Origin of the sequence: Pseudomonas sp. IT-P74, from assembly GCF_949768175.1 — a bacterium.
Taxonomy (GTDB): Bacteria; Pseudomonadota; Gammaproteobacteria; order Pseudomonadales; family Pseudomonadaceae; genus Aquipseudomonas.
The window spans coordinates 57,639-73,726 of record NZ_CATKQD010000066.1 but is presented as its reverse complement, the minus strand read 5'-3'; the positions used below and the strand labels follow the sequence as shown (position 1 = coordinate 73,726).

The window sequence follows — 16,088 nt, the reverse complement described above, 5'->3', positions numbered from 1 at the left end:
GATCAACTGTAGGAGCGAGCCTGCTCGCGATGGACGTCAACGATAACGCGTGCATTCTGAATACACGCGGCGCGCTCTGGTTCATCGCGAGCAGGCTCGCTCCTACAGGGGAATGGGTTATGCGCCATCACCTTGCTTGACCACCACCGTACACGTAATCCCCGCCGCCAACAGCACACCCTCCGGCACCTCATCGATGTGAATCCGCACCGGCACCCGCTGTGCCAAACGCACCCAGTTAAACGTCGGGTTCACATCGGCGATCAGTTCACGGCTCTCCGGGTTGTCGCGGTCGTAGATACCGCGCGAGATGCTTTCCACGTGCCCCTTGAGCACTTCGCCGCTCATCAATTGCATGTCGGCCTTATCACCCACGCGCACATGGGGCAGCTTGGTTTCTTCGAAGAAGCCGTAGACCCAGAACGAGTTCATGTCGACCACGGCCATTTTCGCCTCGCCGATGCGCGCATAGTCGCCGCGATGTACGTTGAGGTTGGTGACGTAGCCATCCACCGCCGCGCGCACCTCAGTGCGCTTGAGGTTGAGTTCGGCGGCTTCCAGTTGCGCCTGGGCCTGCTGGTAATCGGCCAGGGCCGAATCGGCGAGGTTGCTGGCGTCGTCACGGTTTTCCCGGGAGATCACCAGGTTGTCCATATCGGCGCGACGATGGGCGTTGACCTTGCGCATCTCCCAGGTCGCCTTGCGCGATGCCACCAGACTCTGTGCCTGTTTCACCGCGAGACGGTAGTGCTCAGGGTCGATCTGCATCAGCAAATCGCCCTTCTTCACCAGCTGGTTGTCGCGTACCGGCACGTCCACCACTTCACCGGTGACGTCGGCGGCGACGTTGATGATGTCGGCCCGCACGCGGCCGTCGCGGGTCCAGGGTGTGTTCATGTAGTGCTCCCACAAGGAGCGGCCGATCCACAGCGCGAGGGCCAGCACCAGCAAGGTCGCGAACAGGCTGAAAAACTTTTTCATCGGGGCATTCTTCAGAGATAGAGAGTCAGTGATAGAGAGTCAACGGTAGACAGTCAGCGCCAACGCGCCGAACAGACAGGTAAACAGGCTCAAGCGCAGCAACGCCGGATGCCAGAAAAAACGGTACAGGTCGAACCCGGACAGGAACCGGTCCAGCGCCCAGGCAAGCAGAGCCGCGATGAAAAACATCAGTGTCATGGTCGGCATGTACACGCCGTGGAAGGCGATTTCACGAGGCATGTTCAAGTCCTTGGGGCTGGCTGTTTGCGAAGGCGGCCAGCGGTGATTGCGGATCGAGCAGCGAGGTGCGGATGAAGTGCAGGTAGCTCTTCACCCGGCGCAACGCCGAGGTATCGAAGTGCGGGGCGAAGGGTTCGTCGGTGGACTGCACACGGCTGATCGCGTGATCGACGGCAATCAGCGCGCGTTCCAGGTTGCTGCTGTTCGGTTGCAGGAACAGCCGCACCAGCGCCCGCCCCATCACCCGGATCGCCTGGCGCCATGGCTGTGATTCGGCATAGGCCGGATGCACCGGCAGAATCGCCTGTTCCTTGCGCAGTTCGATGATCGAGTGACCGACTTCCAGCACCACGAACATCCAGCGCAGCAAGTCCCGCTGTACCTGCGGTTGACCGGCCGCGAAGCCGTAGGCCTGATGCACCAGATCGCGGGTGCGGCTTTCGAAACTCGACGCCAGCCCCTTGAGCTTGCCGCTGATGGCGTACACCACCTGAGCGCGCAGGTCCTGCTCCAGCCGACGCCACAGCCAGCGGCTGTTGGGCGGCAGAATGATCGCCCCGGCCGCCGCGCACACCAGCATGCCCAGCACCATGGCGATGTAGTCGTTGATGAAGGTGTAGGGGTTGTAGACCGTGAGGTTGTCCGGCACTGAACCGGTGCTGAAGAAGATCAGCAGGCCCAGGCCGACGCCGACGTATTGTGGCCGCGAGGTCAGGAACGAGCCGAGCACGATCACCGGCGCGAGCATCACGCACAGCAACGCAAATCCGTCGATCCACGGAAAAATGAAAAACATCTCGACGAAACCGATCAACGCCCCGAGCAACGTCCCGCACGCCATCTGAAAGGCCATGCGTTTCGGGTTCGGGGTGGCGGCGGACAGGCCCACGGTCGCGGCGGCAATCAGGGTCATGGTCGCGCCGCTCGGCCAGGCGGTTGCCACCCAATAGCTGCCCAATACCACCAGAATGAACGCCGCGCGAATCCCCGATGCCGCCGCTGCCATCCAGTTGGTTTGCGGAGTGAACGGCTCGTCCCAGCGCTCCCGTTCGTGACTGTGATCGGCCAGGGAAGCGTGGGTCTGTGCATAACTGTGCAGGTCGTCGACGAAGCGATAGAGCAGTTCGTACGCCGTATGGAAGTCCAGCAGTTCGTCATCGCTCGGTTCGCTCTCCTGAAAGATCGCCCGCAGGCTGCGCACCCGTGCCGGCAACCCTGCCTTGTATGCGCTCAGCGCCGTAACCAGACGCGCCGCATCGGCGCTGGTCAGGGCACGACCGCTGAAGCCGTCGAGCAGTTCGGCGAGGTCTTGCAAACCCGGTTTTATCGCTGCCACGGCATGGTCCGTATTGTTGTTGCGCAAGCGTTCGAGCAACTGATGCAGGGCATTGAAGCGCGTGGTGATGCCCATGAACTCACTGTTCAGGCGACTGAGCCGGCCATTGCGCCGACGCATGTGCGGGTCTTCGAACACGGTGACGCTGCGCAAACCTTCCAGGCCCACGGCTTCGGCGATGAAACGCACGTTGCCGGCCTCGAACGCGTCGCGCTGACTGCGGCCACGCAAGCCGTCGGTGACGAACAGGGCAAACACGCCGAAGCGCTGATACAGGGCGTTGCGCATGGCGGCACTGGCAGTTTGCGGCAGGATGGCTGCACTGATCAGTGTCGAACAGAGAATGCCCAACGAGATTTCCAGCACCCGCCAGACTGCCGCCATGAATGCGCCGTCCGGGTGGGCCAGCGCGGGCAAGCCGACCATCGCCGCGGTGTATCCGGCGAGTACGAAACCGTAGGCGCGGAAGTTGCGGCAGCGGGCGGCGCCGGCCGTGCAGATACCGACCCAGATCGCCAGCGAACCGAGGAACAGTTCAGTGTTCTGCGCAAACAGGGCGATCAGCGCGACCATCGCCGCCGACCCGGCCAGGGTGCCGAGAAAACGATAGAAACTCTTGGCGAACACCTGGCCGCTCTGCGGCTGCATGACAATGAACACGGTGATCATCGCCGTGCGCGGTTGCGGCAGCTCCAGGCGCATGGCCAGCCACAGTGTCAAGAAAGCCGCGAACAGCACCTTGAAGATATAGACCCAGGTCACGCCGTCGCTGCGTGCCCAGTCGAAGAAACCCCGACGCCATTCCAGGGAGTACAGCCAGCGCAAGGGTGCGGGCAAGGGAGTCATTTATTCCTGCTCAACAAGATTCGATGTAAACCCGGAACCTGTGGGAGCCAGCCTGCTGGCGATAGCGGAGTATCGGTCGACACCAATGTTGAATGTGCCGCCCTCATCGCCAGCAGGCTGGCTCCCACAGGAATTACATTCACCTCAGCAGAACCGGGGTTTTCGGTGCCTGGGTCTGTTCGGCTTTCGGCACGTCGTTGCCCGCCCCCAGGCCACCGCCCAGCGCCGTCACCAGTTCGGCATGGGCACTCAAGCGCGCCGCCTGAACCTGCTGCTGCACTTGCTGCTGCTTGAACAGCAGGGTCTGCGCGTTAAGCACGTTGAGGTAATCGGTCAGGCCACGCTGGTAGGCGATCATCGCGATGTCGTAGGTCTTCTGCGCAGTGGCCACCGACTCGGCGGCGAAAGCCTGCTGCTTGTCCATGGATTCGCGACGGATCAACTGATCGGAAATGTTTTTCAGCGCATTGACCAGGGTCTGGTTGTACTTGGCCACGGCGATGTCATAACCCGCCGAGGCTTCACCCAGCTCCGCACGCAAGCGTCCACCATCGAGGATCGGCAACGAAATCGCCGGACCCACGCTGTAGTTGAGCTTCTTGCCAGTCAAGAACTCCAGGGCCCCGCCCCCGGTGGCCATGTAGCCGAGGCTGCCGACCAGGTCTACGTTCGGGTAGAAACCGGCATGGGCGACATCGATGCCCCGCGCCTGCGCCGCCACTTGCCAGCGGCTGGCGACCACGTCCGGGCGTTGGCCGAGTAATTGCGCCGGCAGCGACGACGGCAGTTTCAGCGGTGCACCCAGCGACAGCGTTGGCCGCTGCAACTGCGCGCCTTCCCCCGGGCCCTTGCCGGCGAGGGCGGCGAGCTGGTTGCGGCTCAAGGCGATTTCTTCGTCGAGGGCGTCGATCTGGCGATGGGTTTCCGGCAGCGGCGTCTCGGCCTGGCTGACTTCGAAATGGGTGCCGATGCCACCGTCCAGGCGTTTTTGCGCCAATTCGAGAATCTGCTGTTGCTGATTCAAGGTCGCTTCGACGATATCCCGCTGGGCGTAATGCAACGACAACTCGATGTAGACCCGTACGATGTTGTCCTGCAATTCGAGCTGCGCCTGGCGCGCTTCGGCGACGCTCATGTGCGCCATGTCCACGGCGCGCTCGGTGGCATTGCTTTCGCGGCCCCAGAGGTCTAGGGCATAGCTGAAACCCAGCGCCGCGTTATTGTCCCAGGTGGTGCTGTTGGCCAGCTCGCCGGGGCCATAGAACTGGTCGGTGGGCCAGTTGTGGCGCTTGAGGGTCGAATCACCATTGATCTGCAGCGACTCGGCCGCTTCGGCCACGCCGGCCATGGACCTGGCCTGACGCACCCGGGCAGCGGCCATGGCCAGGGTCGGGCTGCCTTGCAGGGCGAGGTCGATCCAGCGATTCAACTGCGGGTCGCCGTAGGCTTGCCACCATTGCGAGGTGGGCCAGTGCGCATCCTGCGCGGCGCTCTGGATCGCGTCGTCGGTGGCCAGTGAATTAGCCTCCAGCGCCTTGCCCTGCGGGGCAATACCTCCGGTTCCGATGCAGCCGCTGATAGCCAGGCTTAAAACCAAAACACTGAGCGGCTGGAGCGCTCTGCTGATGCGACGCGGCACTGCTGCGATTTCCTGAGGTGGGGAGTTCTTGAGGTGAACGCAATTCTATGGGGCGGCCTGAAAGGCGATAAGCTGGGATTCCTGTGAATCTTTGTTACCGTTAACGAGATAATCCGTTGGTAGATCTTTAGTCGCCTGTAAATAAACAGAAACTTCGTGTCACAATTTGCCATCGCACCCGAGAGCACCCCATGGACACTTTGCAAAACATGCGCGCCTTCAGTTACGTGGCCGAAGCCGGCAGCTTCACCGCCGCCGCCGTGCAACTGGACACCACCACGGCCAACGTCTCGCGCGCGGTCTCCAACCTGGAAGCCCACCTGCAAACCCGCCTGCTCAACCGAACGACCCGCCGCATCGCCCTGACCGAAGCCGGCAAGCGTTATCTGTTGCGCTGCGAACAGATCCTGGCCTACGTCGAAGAAGCCGAAGCCGAGGCAAGCGACGCCCACGCCCGCCCGGCCGGGCAACTGAAAGTGCACACCATGACCGGCATCGGCCAGCACTTCGTGATCGACGCCATCGCCCGCTACCGCAAGACCCACCCGGACGTGACCTTCGACCTGACCATGGCCAACCGCGTGCCAGACCTGCTCGACGAGGGTTACGACGTGTCCATCGTCCTCGCCAGCGAACTGCCGGATTCGGGGTTCGTCTCCCAGCGCCTGGGCATCACCTACAGCATCGTTTGCGCCTCGCCGGCCTACGTCAAAACCAACGGCTGCGCACAAAAACCCAGCGACCTGCTCAACCACGCCTGCCTGCGCCTGGTCAGCCCGGTGATTCCACTGGAAAAATGGGCCTTCGACGGCCCTGATGGCCAGGAAATGGTCACCATCAACAGCTCACCGTTCCTGGTGAACTCCGCCGATGCAATGAAATCCGCGATCATCAGCGGCATGGGCGTTGGCGTGCTGCCGCTGTACGCCGCGATCGAAGGCTTGCGCAACGGCACGTTGGTCCGGGTGATGCCCAAGTACCGCTCGCAGGAGCTGAACCTGTATGCGATCTACCCGTCACGCCAGTACCTGGATGCGAAGATCAAGACCTGGGTCGAGTATTTGCGTGGATCCTTGCCGGAATTGCTGGCGGCGCACCAAGCGGAACTGGCGGCGTATGAATTGAGCGGAAGCCTGGGTGGAGTTCGGGTGGCGAATTGACGCGCATACCCGTAGGAGCAACAGCAGATCGGCGTGCATCTCCGTAGGAGCGAGCTTGCTCGCGAAAAACCTGAGTGCGCCGGGGTGAATCTGGTTTCCCACGTTATCGTTGTCGTCCATCGCGAGCAGGCTCGCTCCTACAGAGGAGCACCAGCCTCCCAGCCAAACTGACAGCGCCGTCAGTTAGCCGTCACCCTCCTGACCGGCAAACAGGTTTATAAAGGAAAATACCAACCGTCTACCCAGCCCCGGCGCCCCACTCGCATGCGAATCCAGAAAAAACCCGCCCTGCTCGCCGCCCTTCTGATCGTTCTGGCAGCGCTGGGCCTGTGGTACGCCAACAAACCGGTCAAGGCCAAACTCGCCACCCCCACCGCCATCCCGGTACGCGTGGTCGCCGTCGCCGAAAAAGACGTGCCGCGCTACCTCAGTGGCATCGGTTCGGTGCTGTCCCTGCACAGCGTCGTGGTCCGCCCGCAAATCGACGGTATCCTCACCAGACTGCTGGTCAAGGAAGGCCAACTGGTGAAAAAAGGTGACCTGCTGGCCACCATCGACGACCGGTCGATCCGCGCCAGCCTCGACCAGGCCCGGGCACAACTGGGCGAAAGCCAGGCGCAACTGCAAGTGGCGCAGGTCAACCTCAAGCGCTACAAGCTGTTGAGTGTCGACGACGGCGTGTCCAAGCAGACTTACGACCAGCAACAGGCCCTGGTGAACCAGCTCAAGGCCACCGCCCAAGGCAACCAGGCCTCGATTGATTCCGCCGAGGTGCAGCTTTCCTACACACAAATTCGCTCACCGGTCAGCGGCCGGGTCGGTATTCGCACGGTGGACGAAGGCAACTTCCTGCGCATGACCGACACCAAGGGCCTGTTCACTGTCACCCAGATCGACCCGATCGCCGTGGAGTTTTCACTGCCGCAGCAAATGCTGCCGACCCTGCAAGGCCTGATCAACGATCCACAGCACGCCCGGGTCAAGGCCTACATCGGGGCCGACACCGACGGCGAAACCGGCAACCTGCTCGGCGAGGGTCACCTGACCCTGATCGACAACCAGATCAACGCCAGCACCGGCACCATCCGCGCCAAGGCCGAGTTCGACAATCCGGGGCAGAAGCTCTGGCCGGGCCTGCTGGTGACGGTAAAGATTCAGACAGCCCTGGATAAAGATGCGCTGGTGGTGCCGCCGACAGTCGTACAACGCGGCCTCGACCAGCACTTCGTGTACCGGGTCAATGGCGACAAGGTCGAAGCCGTGCAGGTGCAGATGGTCTATCAAGGCAGCGGCCAGGACATCATCAAGGGCGTGAAGCCGGGTGATGTACTGGTCAGCGATGGTCAGTCGCGGCTCAAACCCGGCGCTACTGTGCAAGTGCTGACCGAGCCGCCGCAAGTGGTGCGATCGGAGGCCGCGCAATGAAGGGCCATGGTTCTATTTCAGCCTGGTGCATCGACCATCCGGTGGCCACGGTCCTGCTGACGTTCGCCCTGGTGCTGCTGGGTGTCATCGCGTTTGCGCGCCTGCCGGTAGCGCCGTTGCCGGAGGCCGAATTCCCGACCATCCAGGTGGCCGCGCAACTGCCCGGCGCCAGTCCGGAAACCATGGCGTCGTCGGTGGCCACGCCCCTTGAAGTGCAATTCAGCGCCATTCCCGGCGTATCCCAGATGACCTCGAGCAGTGCACTGGGCTCGACCAACCTGACCCTGCAATTCACCCTCGACAAGAGCATCGACACCGCGGCCCAGGAAGTGCAGGCCGCGATTAACACCGCCGCGGGAAAACTGCCCAAGGACATGCCGAACCTGCCGACCTGGCGCAAGGTCAACCCGGCCGACAGCCCGGTGCTGATCCTCAGCGTCAACTCCTCGTTGATGCCAGGCCCTGAGCTCAGCGACCTGACGGAAACCTTGTTGTCCCGTCAGCTCAGTCAGGTCGACGGTGTAGGCCAGGTCGTCATCACCGGTCAGCAGCGTCCGGCGATTCGCGTCCAGGTATCGGCGGACAAGCTTGCGGCCATCGGCCTGACCCTCGCCGACATCCGCCTGGCGATCCAGCAGACCAGCCTCAATCTGGCCAAAGGGGCGCTGTACGGCGAATCGAGCATTTCAACCCTGTCCACCAACGACCAGTTGTTCCACCCCGACGAATACAGCCAGTTGATCGTTTCCTACAAGGACGGTGCACCGGTTCATCTGCGCGATGTCGCCAAAGTCGTCAACGGTTCGGAAGATGCCTACATCCAGGCTTGGGCGGGCTCACAACCGGGGGTCAACCTGGTGATCTTCCGCCAGCCGGGGGCCAACATCGTCGAAACCGTGGACCGCATCCAGGCCGCCTTGCCGGCGCTGGAGGCGATGCTCCCCGCCTCGGTGCAGGTCAAGACGCTGATCGACCGCACCCAGACCATCCGTGCCTCGCTGCATGAGGTGGAAATCACCCTGCTGATTGCAATCATGTTGGTGGTGGCCGTGATGGCGCTGTTCCTGCGCCAACTGTCGGCCACACTGATCGTGTCGGCAGTGCTCGGCGTGTCACTGATCGCCAGTTTCGCGCTGATGTATGTGATGGGCTTCAGCCTGAACAACCTGACCCTGGTGGCGATCGTGGTCGCCGTGGGCTTTGTGGTGGACGACGCGATCGTGGTGGTGGAGAACATCCACCGGCATCTCGAGGCCGGTGACGGCATGCGCGAAGCGGCGATCAAGGGCGCCGGGGAGATCGGCTTCACCGTGGTGTCGATCAGTTTCTCGCTGGTGGCGGCGTTCATTCCGCTGCTGTTCATGGGCGGTGTGGTCGGGCGACTTTTCAAGGAGTTCGCCCTGACCGCCACCTCCACCATTTTGATTTCGGTGGTGGTTTCGCTGACATTGGCGCCAACGCTGGCAGCGCTGTTCATGCGGGCACCGGTGCATCACGCTCATAGCAAACCGGGCTTTGGTGAACGCCTGTTGGCCTGGTACGAAAAAGGCCTGCGCCATGCCCTCGCCCACCAGAAAATGATGATCGGCGTGTTCACTTTGTCACTGGGGCTGGCTGTTGCCGGCTACATCTTCATTCCCAAAGGTTTCTTCCCGATCCAGGACACCGGTTTCGTCCTTGGCACCACCGAAGCCGCTGCCGATATTTCCTATGGCGACATGGTGAAAAAACACCTGGCGATGGCCGAAATCGTCGCTGCCGATCCCGCAGTCGAAACGTTTTCACATTCCGTCGGCGTCTCGGGCAGCAACCAGACCATTGCCAACGGCCGCTTCTGGATCACCCTGAAAAAACGCGGTGATCGCGATGTCTCGGCCAGCCAGTTCATCGACCGGATTCGCCCGCAACTGATGAAAGTCCCGGGCATCGTGCTGTACCTGCGTGCAGGGCAAGACATCAACCTCAGCTCCGGCCCGAGCCGCGCCCAGTACCAATACGTGCTCAAGAGCAACGACGGTGCGACCCTCAGCACCTGGACCCAACGCCTGACGGAAAAACTGCGCGCCAACCCGGCCTTCCGCGACATTTCCAACGACCTGCAACTGGGCGGCAGCATCACCCACATCAGCATCGATCGCAGCGCCGCGGCACGTTTCGGCCTCACCGCCAGCGATGTCGACGAAGCCCTTTACGATGCCTTCGGCCAGCGCCAGGTCAATGAATTCCAGACCCAGATCAACCAGTACAACGTGATCCTGGAACTGGATACCAAACAGCGCGGCAAGGCCGAAAGCCTCAACTATTTCTACCTGCGCTCGCCCCTGAGCGGGGAAATGGTGCCGCTGTCGGCCCTGGCCAGGTTCGATGCGCCGACCATCGGCCCGCTGTCCATCGCCCATGACGGGATGTTTCCCGCCGCCAACCTGTCGTTCAACCTCGCCCCCGGCGTGGCGTTGGGCGATGCGGTGATCATGCTCAACCAGGCCAAGGCCGACATCGGCATGCCAAGCGCCATCAGCGGCAACTTCCAGGGCGCGGCCCAGGCGTTCCAGAGTTCGCTGGCCAGCCAGCCGTGGCTGATCCTGGCGGCGCTGTTGGCGGTGTACATCATTCTCGGTGTGCTCTACGAGAGCTTCGTGCATCCGCTGACGATCATTTCGACCTTGCCTTCAGCGGGCCTCGGCGCGGTGATCATGCTGTGGATTTGCGGCCAGGACTTTTCGATCATGGCGCTGATCGGCCTGGTGCTGCTGATCGGTATCGTCAAGAAAAACGGCATCCTGATGATCGACTTCGCCCTCGAAGCGCAGCGCAATGGCGGGCTGTCGCCTGAGGAAGCGATCTTCAAGGCCTGCATCACGCGGTTCCGGCCGATCATCATGACCACCCTCGCCGCCCTGCTCGGCGCCCTGCCGCTAATGCTCGGCTACGGCACCGGCGCCGAATTGCGCCAGCCCCTGGGGATCGCGGTAGTCGGCGGTTTACTGGTGAGCCAGGCGCTGACGCTGTTCACCACGCCGGTCATATACTTGTGGCTGGAGCGTCTGTTCCATCGGCCTAAACCTGCGCCAGAACCGGTGCTGGCGACCACAGACTGAGGCGGGTCATGCGCGTTCTGATTATCGAAGACGAAGAAAAAACCGCGGACTATCTGCATCGCGGCCTGACGGAACAGGGTTTCACCGTGGATCTGGCCCGCGATGGTGTGGAAGGTCTGCATCTGGCGCTGGAAAGCGACTACGCGGTGATCGTCCTCGACGTCATGTTGCCGAGCCTTGACGGCTTCGGCGTGCTGCGTGCGTTGCGTGCACGCAAGCAAACCCCGGTAATCATGCTCACCGCCCGCGAGCGTGTGGAGGATCGCATCAAGGGCCTGCGCGAAGGCGCCGATGACTATCTGGGCAAACCGTTTTCCTTCCTTGAACTGGTGGCGCGCCTGCAAGCGCTGACCCGCCGTAGCGGCGGCCATGAACCGGTGCAGGTGAGCATCGCCGACCTGTGGATAGATTTGATCAGCCGCAAGGCCACCCGCGGCGGTACACGTCTGGACCTGACTGCCAAGGAGTTCTCGCTGCTCAGCGTGCTGGCCCGGCGCCAGGGTGAAATCCTCTCGAAAACCGCCATTGCCGAAATGGTCTGGGACATCAATTTCGACAGCGACGCCAACGTCGTCGAAGTCGCGATCAAACGCCTGCGGGCCAAGCTCGACGGACCGTTCGAAGAGAAGCTGCTGCACACCATTCGTGGTATGGGTTACGTGCTGGAGAGCCGTGGTGTCCAGTAACAGCATTGCCCTGCGCCTGAGCGGCATGTTTACGCTGGTGGCGCTGTTGGTGTTTTTGTTGATCGGTTGGGCACTGTACCAGCAGGTCGACAAAGGCCTGGGCCTGTTGCCCGAAGCCGAACTCGATGCGCGCTACAGCGTGCTCGAATCCATGGTCGGCCGTTACGGCACGCCCGAGCACTGGGTGAGGATCAACAACAAGCTCAACCTGCTGAGCGAAGAAGACAAGCGCATCAGTTTCTGGATCATCAGCGGCGATCCACACTACGAATACGGCAACCTGACACCGCATATCCGCACCTTTGCCCAAGGTCCGCTGGGCACGCGCGACATGCATCTGCCGGAGCACCCGTATCCGCTGAAAGTGCTGGTCAGCGAGTTCCCGGCCAAGGACCAGCGCCCACCGCTGCGCTTCATGATCGCCATCGACACCGAAACGTTTTTCCATACCCAGCATCACCTGCTGGTCGCGCTGATCAGCCTGGCGATTGTCGGTGTATTGTTGGCCTCGGCACTGGGTTATTGGGTGGCGCGGATCGGCCTCAAGCCGCTGATCAAACTGTCCCAGGAGGCCCAGCGCCTGGCCCCGCCGTTGCGCTCGGGGCGCTTGCGATTGTCACCCTTGCCGCCAGAACTCGATCAGTTCGTCAGTTCGTTCAACTCGACCCTGGAGCGGGTCGAGCAGGCCTACTCGCGCCTTGAGTCGTTCAACGCCGATGTCGCCCACGAACTGCGCTCGCCACTGACCAATCTGATCGGCCAGACCCAGGTCGCATTGACTCGCGGACGCTCCGCCGAACATTACTTCGAAGTGCTTCAATCGAACCTCGAAGAGCTTGAGCGACTGCGTTCGATCATCAACGACATGCTGTTCCTCGCCAGCGCCGATCAGGGCAGCAAGGCGACCAAACTCACCTCGACCTCGCTGGCCGATGAGGTGGCCACGACCCTGGAATATCTGGACTTCATTCTCGAAGACGCCCAGGTCCAGGTCGAGGTCAGTGGTGACGCACAAGTGTGCATCGAGATCGCCCATCTGCGCCGGGCGTTGATCAACTTGTTGAATAACGCGGTGCAGCACACCGCGCCCGGGCAGGTGATTCAAGTGCGGATCGAAGCCCGGGAGCATCAAGTCAGCATCGGCGTCGCCAACCCCGGCTCGCCGATTGCCAGTGAGCATCTGCCGCGCCTGTTCGAACGCTTCTACCGGGTCGATGCGTCGCGCAGCAACAGCGGCCACAATCACGGTCTGGGGCTGGCCATCGTCAAGGCGATTGCGTTGATGCATGGTGGGGATGTGTTCGTACGCAGTGATCATGGGATGAATACGTTCGGCATTCACCTCCCGGTATGAAACCCTATTCCCTTGTGGGAGCGAGCCTGCTCGCGATGCAGGCAACGCGGTGCAACCCAAGGACCGAGGTGCTGCTATCGCGAGCAGGCTCGCTCCCGCATTGGATCCGGGATGAACACATTTAGGCGGCCAACCCACTATTGCCATAACAGCAACAGTCCTTTCATGAATCCGCTCTTTTTCCCCTCGCCTCATATCCTTATCTTTGCCCGCACCAAACAGCACTTGCCAAGCAAGAAGGTTTTCAAGATGTCCAACACTATGGGTATTGCCAGCGCTTTCGTTTTGTCCTCTTTGTTCCTGTCGCCGTTGGCGATGGCGGAAGAATCGCAGACGTTCGTCGCGCATAACGCCGCGCGCGCTGCGACGTTCGAAGAGCATCGGATCGAGATGACGGCCAAGGCTGTACAAGACTCTCAGGCCCCGCAGGCATCCAGTATCCAGACCCAGCCACTGGTCGAGAAGGACAGCTGACCGGCACCGATCACTCCCGTTTCCCTCGACACTTTTCATCGGCTCTTCCCATTGAAAAGTTGTCTCCAAAGCCGCTGTTGTCAGCGGCTTTTTTTATAGTGGCGACTCGGCCTTCATTGCAATTTCCGCAACGAAAGTCACTGACGCCCACGCCATTGATCAATCGCTCGAGCAACAGGAAGGATTCACTCGGCTGCTACGTTTATGCAACTACGCTTAGAGCGTCCCTTAAGCAGACGTCAGCCCTATGACCGCAAGCCGCACCGCACTTTTTCAAGGCCCGACCGGGCGACCCGAGATCATGGTGATCTTCGGCAGCACCCTGACCGTCATCTCGATCCTGTGCATCGTCACCTTTCTGCTGATCCGCGAACACGCCAACGCCCAGCAGACCGCCACCCGCAGCGCGACCACCATCGCGCAACTGATCGATGCCGATGTCCTGCGTACGGTCGAACTCTATGACTTGACCTTGCAGGGCCTGATCGCCGCCGCCCAACGGGACGACCTTAAACAGGTCGCACCGCAGATCCGTCATCTGGTGCTGTTCGACCGCTCCACCACTGCGCGCTACAAGGGCGATATCCTGCTGCTGGACAAGCACGGCGACGTGCTGGCCGACTCCTCATTGATCGAACCGAAACCGGGCAACTTCGCTGACCGCGATTATTTCCTGGCCCATGTCTTCAATCGCGACACCGGCATGTTTATCAGCCGGCCCTTCAAGCCACGCTGCGACTGCGATGACAGCGACGAATGGCGCATCAGTTTCAGCCGGCGCATTTCATCGCCCACGGGCGAGTTTCTGGGGGTTGCGGTGGCGTCGATGCGCATGAGTTACTTCGATCAGCTATTCAACAGCCTCGACATCGGCAACGGCAGTACGCTGGGCATCATCAATGATGACGGGATTCTCCTGGCACAGAAACCGTACCGTGAGCAAAACGCCATTGGCAAAAGCTTGTCCAGCCGTCCCAACGTCGCACGCATGCTGCACGAGCGCAGTGGTACCTTTGAAAGCGTGTCGAGTGTCGACCATCAACGGCGCCTGTACACCTTTACCCGGGTCGGCAATCTGCCGCTGACCGTCATCGTGGCCCTTTCCATCGACGAAGTGTTCGCTGCCTGGAACCGCACGGCCTATGCGATCAGTGGTGCAACAGGGGTTTTGTGCATCGGCCTGTTGTGGCTGACCTGGATGCTCTGCCGCGAGCTGCGACGGCGCCAAAGTGCCGAGCAGGAACTGGCGCAACTGGCGGCCACCGATGCCTTGACCGGCGTGGCCAACCGTCGCTCCCTTGATCTGACCCTGCGCCATGAATGGTTTCGCGCGCAACGCAGTGGCAAGCCGTTGTCGTTGCTGATGATCGATGCCGATCACTTCAAGGCCTTCAACGACCGGCACGGGCATCAGGCCGGCGACGACGCCTTGCGGGCATTGGCCGAGGTCATCCGCGCCAATGTCCATCGCCCGGCGGATCTGGTGGCTCGTTATGGTGGCGAAGAGTTTTCGGTGGTCCTGGCCGAAACTGAAAGTGAAGGCGCGAAGCAGATCGCCGAGCACATCCGCGAGGCGGTGCAGAAACTGCCACTGGTGGACGCCGGTGAGCCGCCGATGAGCGTAAGTATCGGCATTGCCACCTGGACGTCGGGCAGCGATATCAATCTGGAACAATTGCTGTTCAGCGCCGACAAGGCGTTGTATCAGGCCAAGGAAGGGGGGCGTAACCGGGTTGTTTGTGCCGAATAGGATTTTCATTGGATGGGGGGCCTGCCCAGGCAATACAAAACTCGGGACATAAAAAAAGGCCACCCGAAGGCAGCCTTTAAAAAACTAGAGAGGTTTTTTGCTTACACGGCCGCAACCGGACGCATGTAAGAGATTGGTGCAGTACTGGCGTCTTCGAACGTCACGACTTCCCAGGCATCTGTCTGCTCAATCAACTTGCGCAGCAGCTGGTTGTTCAGTGCATGGCCGGACTTGAAGCCCTTGAACTCACCAATCAGGCTATTGCCCAGCAGGTACAGGTCGCCAATTGCATCGAGGATCTTGTGCTTCACGAATTCGTCTTCATAGCGAAGGCCGTCTTCGTTCAGTACGCCATCGGCGTCGACCACGATTGCGTTTTCAACGCTGCCGCCGAGTGCGAGGTTGTGCTTGCGCAGGTACTCGATGTCACTCATGAAGCCAAAGGTACGGGCGCGGCTGACTTCTTTTACGAACGAAGTGCTGGAAAAATCCACGCTTGCACTCTGGGTGCGGTCCCGGAAAACCGGGTGATCGAAATCGATCTCGAAGCTCACCTTGAACCCTTCGAAAGGGACGAAAGTGGCGCGCTTGTCGCCGTCTTCCACTGTCACTTCACGCAGGATGCGGATGAATTTCTTGGCGGCGTCCTGTTCTTCCAGGCCTGCCGATTGAATCAGGAATACGAAAGGTCCAGCGCTGCCATCCATGATCGGGACTTCGGACGCGGAGAGCTCGACGTAGGCGTTATCGATGCCCAGGCCAGCCATGGCCGAGAGCAAGTGCTCTACCGTGTCCACTTTGACGTCGCCATTGATCAGCGTGGTCGACATAGTGGTTTCACCGACGTTTTCCGCGCGGGCAGGAATCTGCACCACAGGGTCGAGGTCAGCGCGACAAAACACAATGCCAGTGTCGACAGGCGCAGGCTTGAGGGTCAGGTAGACCTTCTCCCCGGAGTGCAGGCCTACACCTGTGGCACGGATAATATTTTTCAGTGTGCGTTGTTTAATCATGGCTTGGGCCGCTTCAGCGCAAATTGCGAACTGGTATCAACAAAGGCTGGCGATGATAGCAGACCGAGCCTTTGCTGAACACCAAT

Annotated in this window: 12 protein-coding genes; 7 read left to right on the top strand and 5 right to left on the bottom strand. The window is 61.1% G+C overall.

Going from position 1 to position 16,088, the window contains the following annotated elements; genetic code table 11:
• Positions 1 to 117: 117 nt before the first annotated feature.
• The 4 genes from ACM6J5_RS22725 to ACM6J5_RS22710 form a co-directional block, all read right to left on the bottom strand.
• Positions 118 to 981 carry an HlyD family secretion protein gene (locus tag ACM6J5_RS22725; RefSeq protein WP_095943501.1) on the bottom strand — a complete coding sequence of 288 codons (864 nt, stop codon included), beginning with the start codon at positions 979 to 981 and terminating at the stop codon, positions 118 to 120.
• 39 nt (positions 982 to 1,020) lie between these two features.
• The gene (locus tag ACM6J5_RS22720; RefSeq protein WP_008050113.1) at positions 1,021 to 1,221 is read right to left on the bottom strand and encodes a DUF1656 domain-containing protein; all 201 of its coding nucleotides are present in this window, start codon (positions 1,219 to 1,221) and stop codon (positions 1,021 to 1,023) included.
• Positions 1,211 to 3,403 carry an FUSC family protein gene (locus ACM6J5_RS22715; RefSeq protein WP_414929389.1) on the bottom strand — a complete coding sequence of 731 codons (2,193 nt, stop codon included), beginning with the start codon at positions 3,401 to 3,403 and terminating at the stop codon, positions 1,211 to 1,213. The genes ACM6J5_RS22720 and ACM6J5_RS22715 overlap by 11 nt, the downstream gene beginning before the upstream one ends.
• A 139-nt stretch (positions 3,404 to 3,542) precedes the next feature.
• The gene (locus ACM6J5_RS22710) at positions 3,543 to 5,042 is read right to left on the bottom strand and encodes an efflux transporter outer membrane subunit (RefSeq protein ID WP_414929388.1); all 1,500 of its coding nucleotides are present in this window, start codon (positions 5,040 to 5,042) and stop codon (positions 3,543 to 3,545) included.
• Positions 5,043 to 5,233: 191 nt separating this feature from the next.
• Here ACM6J5_RS22710 and ACM6J5_RS22705 point away from each other — a divergent pair, with 191 nt between their 5' ends.
• From ACM6J5_RS22705 to ACM6J5_RS22675, 7 genes are all read left to right on the top strand, one after another.
• Positions 5,234 to 6,202, top strand: a complete 969-nt coding sequence (locus tag ACM6J5_RS22705) for a LysR family transcriptional regulator (RefSeq protein WP_414929387.1) — start codon at positions 5,234 to 5,236, stop codon at positions 6,200 to 6,202.
• Positions 6,203 to 6,466: 264 nt separating this feature from the next.
• Positions 6,467 to 7,627 (top strand): efflux RND transporter periplasmic adaptor subunit, encoded by a 1,161-nt coding sequence (locus tag ACM6J5_RS22700; RefSeq protein WP_414929386.1) that lies wholly within the window; start codon positions 6,467 to 6,469, stop codon positions 7,625 to 7,627.
• Positions 7,624 to 10,725, top strand: a complete 3,102-nt coding sequence (locus ACM6J5_RS22695; RefSeq protein ID WP_095943496.1) for a multidrug efflux RND transporter permease subunit — start codon at positions 7,624 to 7,626, stop codon at positions 10,723 to 10,725. The genes ACM6J5_RS22700 and ACM6J5_RS22695 overlap by 4 nt, the downstream gene beginning before the upstream one ends.
• Positions 10,726 to 10,733: 8 nt before the next feature.
• Positions 10,734 to 11,411 (top strand): heavy metal response regulator transcription factor, encoded by a 678-nt coding sequence (locus ACM6J5_RS22690; protein WP_095943495.1) that lies wholly within the window; start codon positions 10,734 to 10,736, stop codon positions 11,409 to 11,411.
• The gene (locus tag ACM6J5_RS22685; protein WP_414929385.1) at positions 11,401 to 12,765 is read left to right on the top strand and encodes a heavy metal sensor histidine kinase; all 1,365 of its coding nucleotides are present in this window, start codon (positions 11,401 to 11,403) and stop codon (positions 12,763 to 12,765) included. The genes ACM6J5_RS22690 and ACM6J5_RS22685 overlap by 11 nt, the downstream gene beginning before the upstream one ends.
• 249 nt (positions 12,766 to 13,014) lie before the next feature.
• Positions 13,015 to 13,239, top strand: coding sequence for a hypothetical protein (locus ACM6J5_RS22680; protein ID WP_414929477.1), 225 nt, complete (start codon positions 13,015 to 13,017; stop codon positions 13,237 to 13,239).
• A 247-nt stretch (positions 13,240 to 13,486) separates the two neighbouring features.
• The gene (locus tag ACM6J5_RS22675; RefSeq protein ID WP_414929384.1) at positions 13,487 to 14,989 is read left to right on the top strand and encodes a diguanylate cyclase; all 1,503 of its coding nucleotides are present in this window, start codon (positions 13,487 to 13,489) and stop codon (positions 14,987 to 14,989) included.
• Between the two features lie 101 nt (positions 14,990 to 15,090).
• Here ACM6J5_RS22675 and lpxC read toward each other — a convergent pair whose 3' ends face one another.
• Positions 15,091 to 16,002 carry a UDP-3-O-acyl-N-acetylglucosamine deacetylase gene (gene lpxC / locus ACM6J5_RS22670; RefSeq protein WP_007916984.1) on the bottom strand — a complete coding sequence of 304 codons (912 nt, stop codon included), beginning with the start codon at positions 16,000 to 16,002 and terminating at the stop codon, positions 15,091 to 15,093.
• Positions 16,003 to 16,088 lie beyond the last annotated feature (86 nt).

What these genes read in the sequence shown, in the direction of transcription:
- ACM6J5_RS22715 (WP_414929389.1), bottom strand. Translation starts at nt 3,403, where the DNA reads ATGACTCCCTTGCCCGCACCCTTGCGCTGGCTGTACTCCCTGGAATGG.
- ACM6J5_RS22675 (WP_414929384.1), top strand. Translation starts at nt 13,487, where the DNA reads ATGACCGCAAGCCGCACCGCACTTTTTCAAGGCCCGACCGGGCGACCC.
- ACM6J5_RS22680 (WP_414929477.1), top strand. Translation starts at nt 13,015, where the DNA reads ATGTCCAACACTATGGGTATTGCCAGCGCTTTCGTTTTGTCCTCTTTG.
- ACM6J5_RS22695 (WP_095943496.1), top strand. Translation starts at nt 7,624, where the DNA reads ATGAAGGGCCATGGTTCTATTTCAGCCTGGTGCATCGACCATCCGGTG.
- ACM6J5_RS22725 (WP_095943501.1), bottom strand. Translation starts at nt 981, where the DNA reads ATGAAAAAGTTTTTCAGCCTGTTCGCGACCTTGCTGGTGCTGGCCCTC.
- ACM6J5_RS22705 (WP_414929387.1), top strand. Translation starts at nt 5,234, where the DNA reads ATGGACACTTTGCAAAACATGCGCGCCTTCAGTTACGTGGCCGAAGCC.
- lpxC (WP_007916984.1), bottom strand. Translation starts at nt 16,002, where the DNA reads ATGATTAAACAACGCACACTGAAAAATATTATCCGTGCCACAGGTGTA.
- ACM6J5_RS22700 (WP_414929386.1), top strand. Translation starts at nt 6,467, where the DNA reads ATGCGAATCCAGAAAAAACCCGCCCTGCTCGCCGCCCTTCTGATCGTT.
- ACM6J5_RS22690 (WP_095943495.1), top strand. Translation starts at nt 10,734, where the DNA reads ATGCGCGTTCTGATTATCGAAGACGAAGAAAAAACCGCGGACTATCTG.
- ACM6J5_RS22720 (WP_008050113.1), bottom strand. Translation starts at nt 1,221, where the DNA reads ATGCCTCGTGAAATCGCCTTCCACGGCGTGTACATGCCGACCATGACA.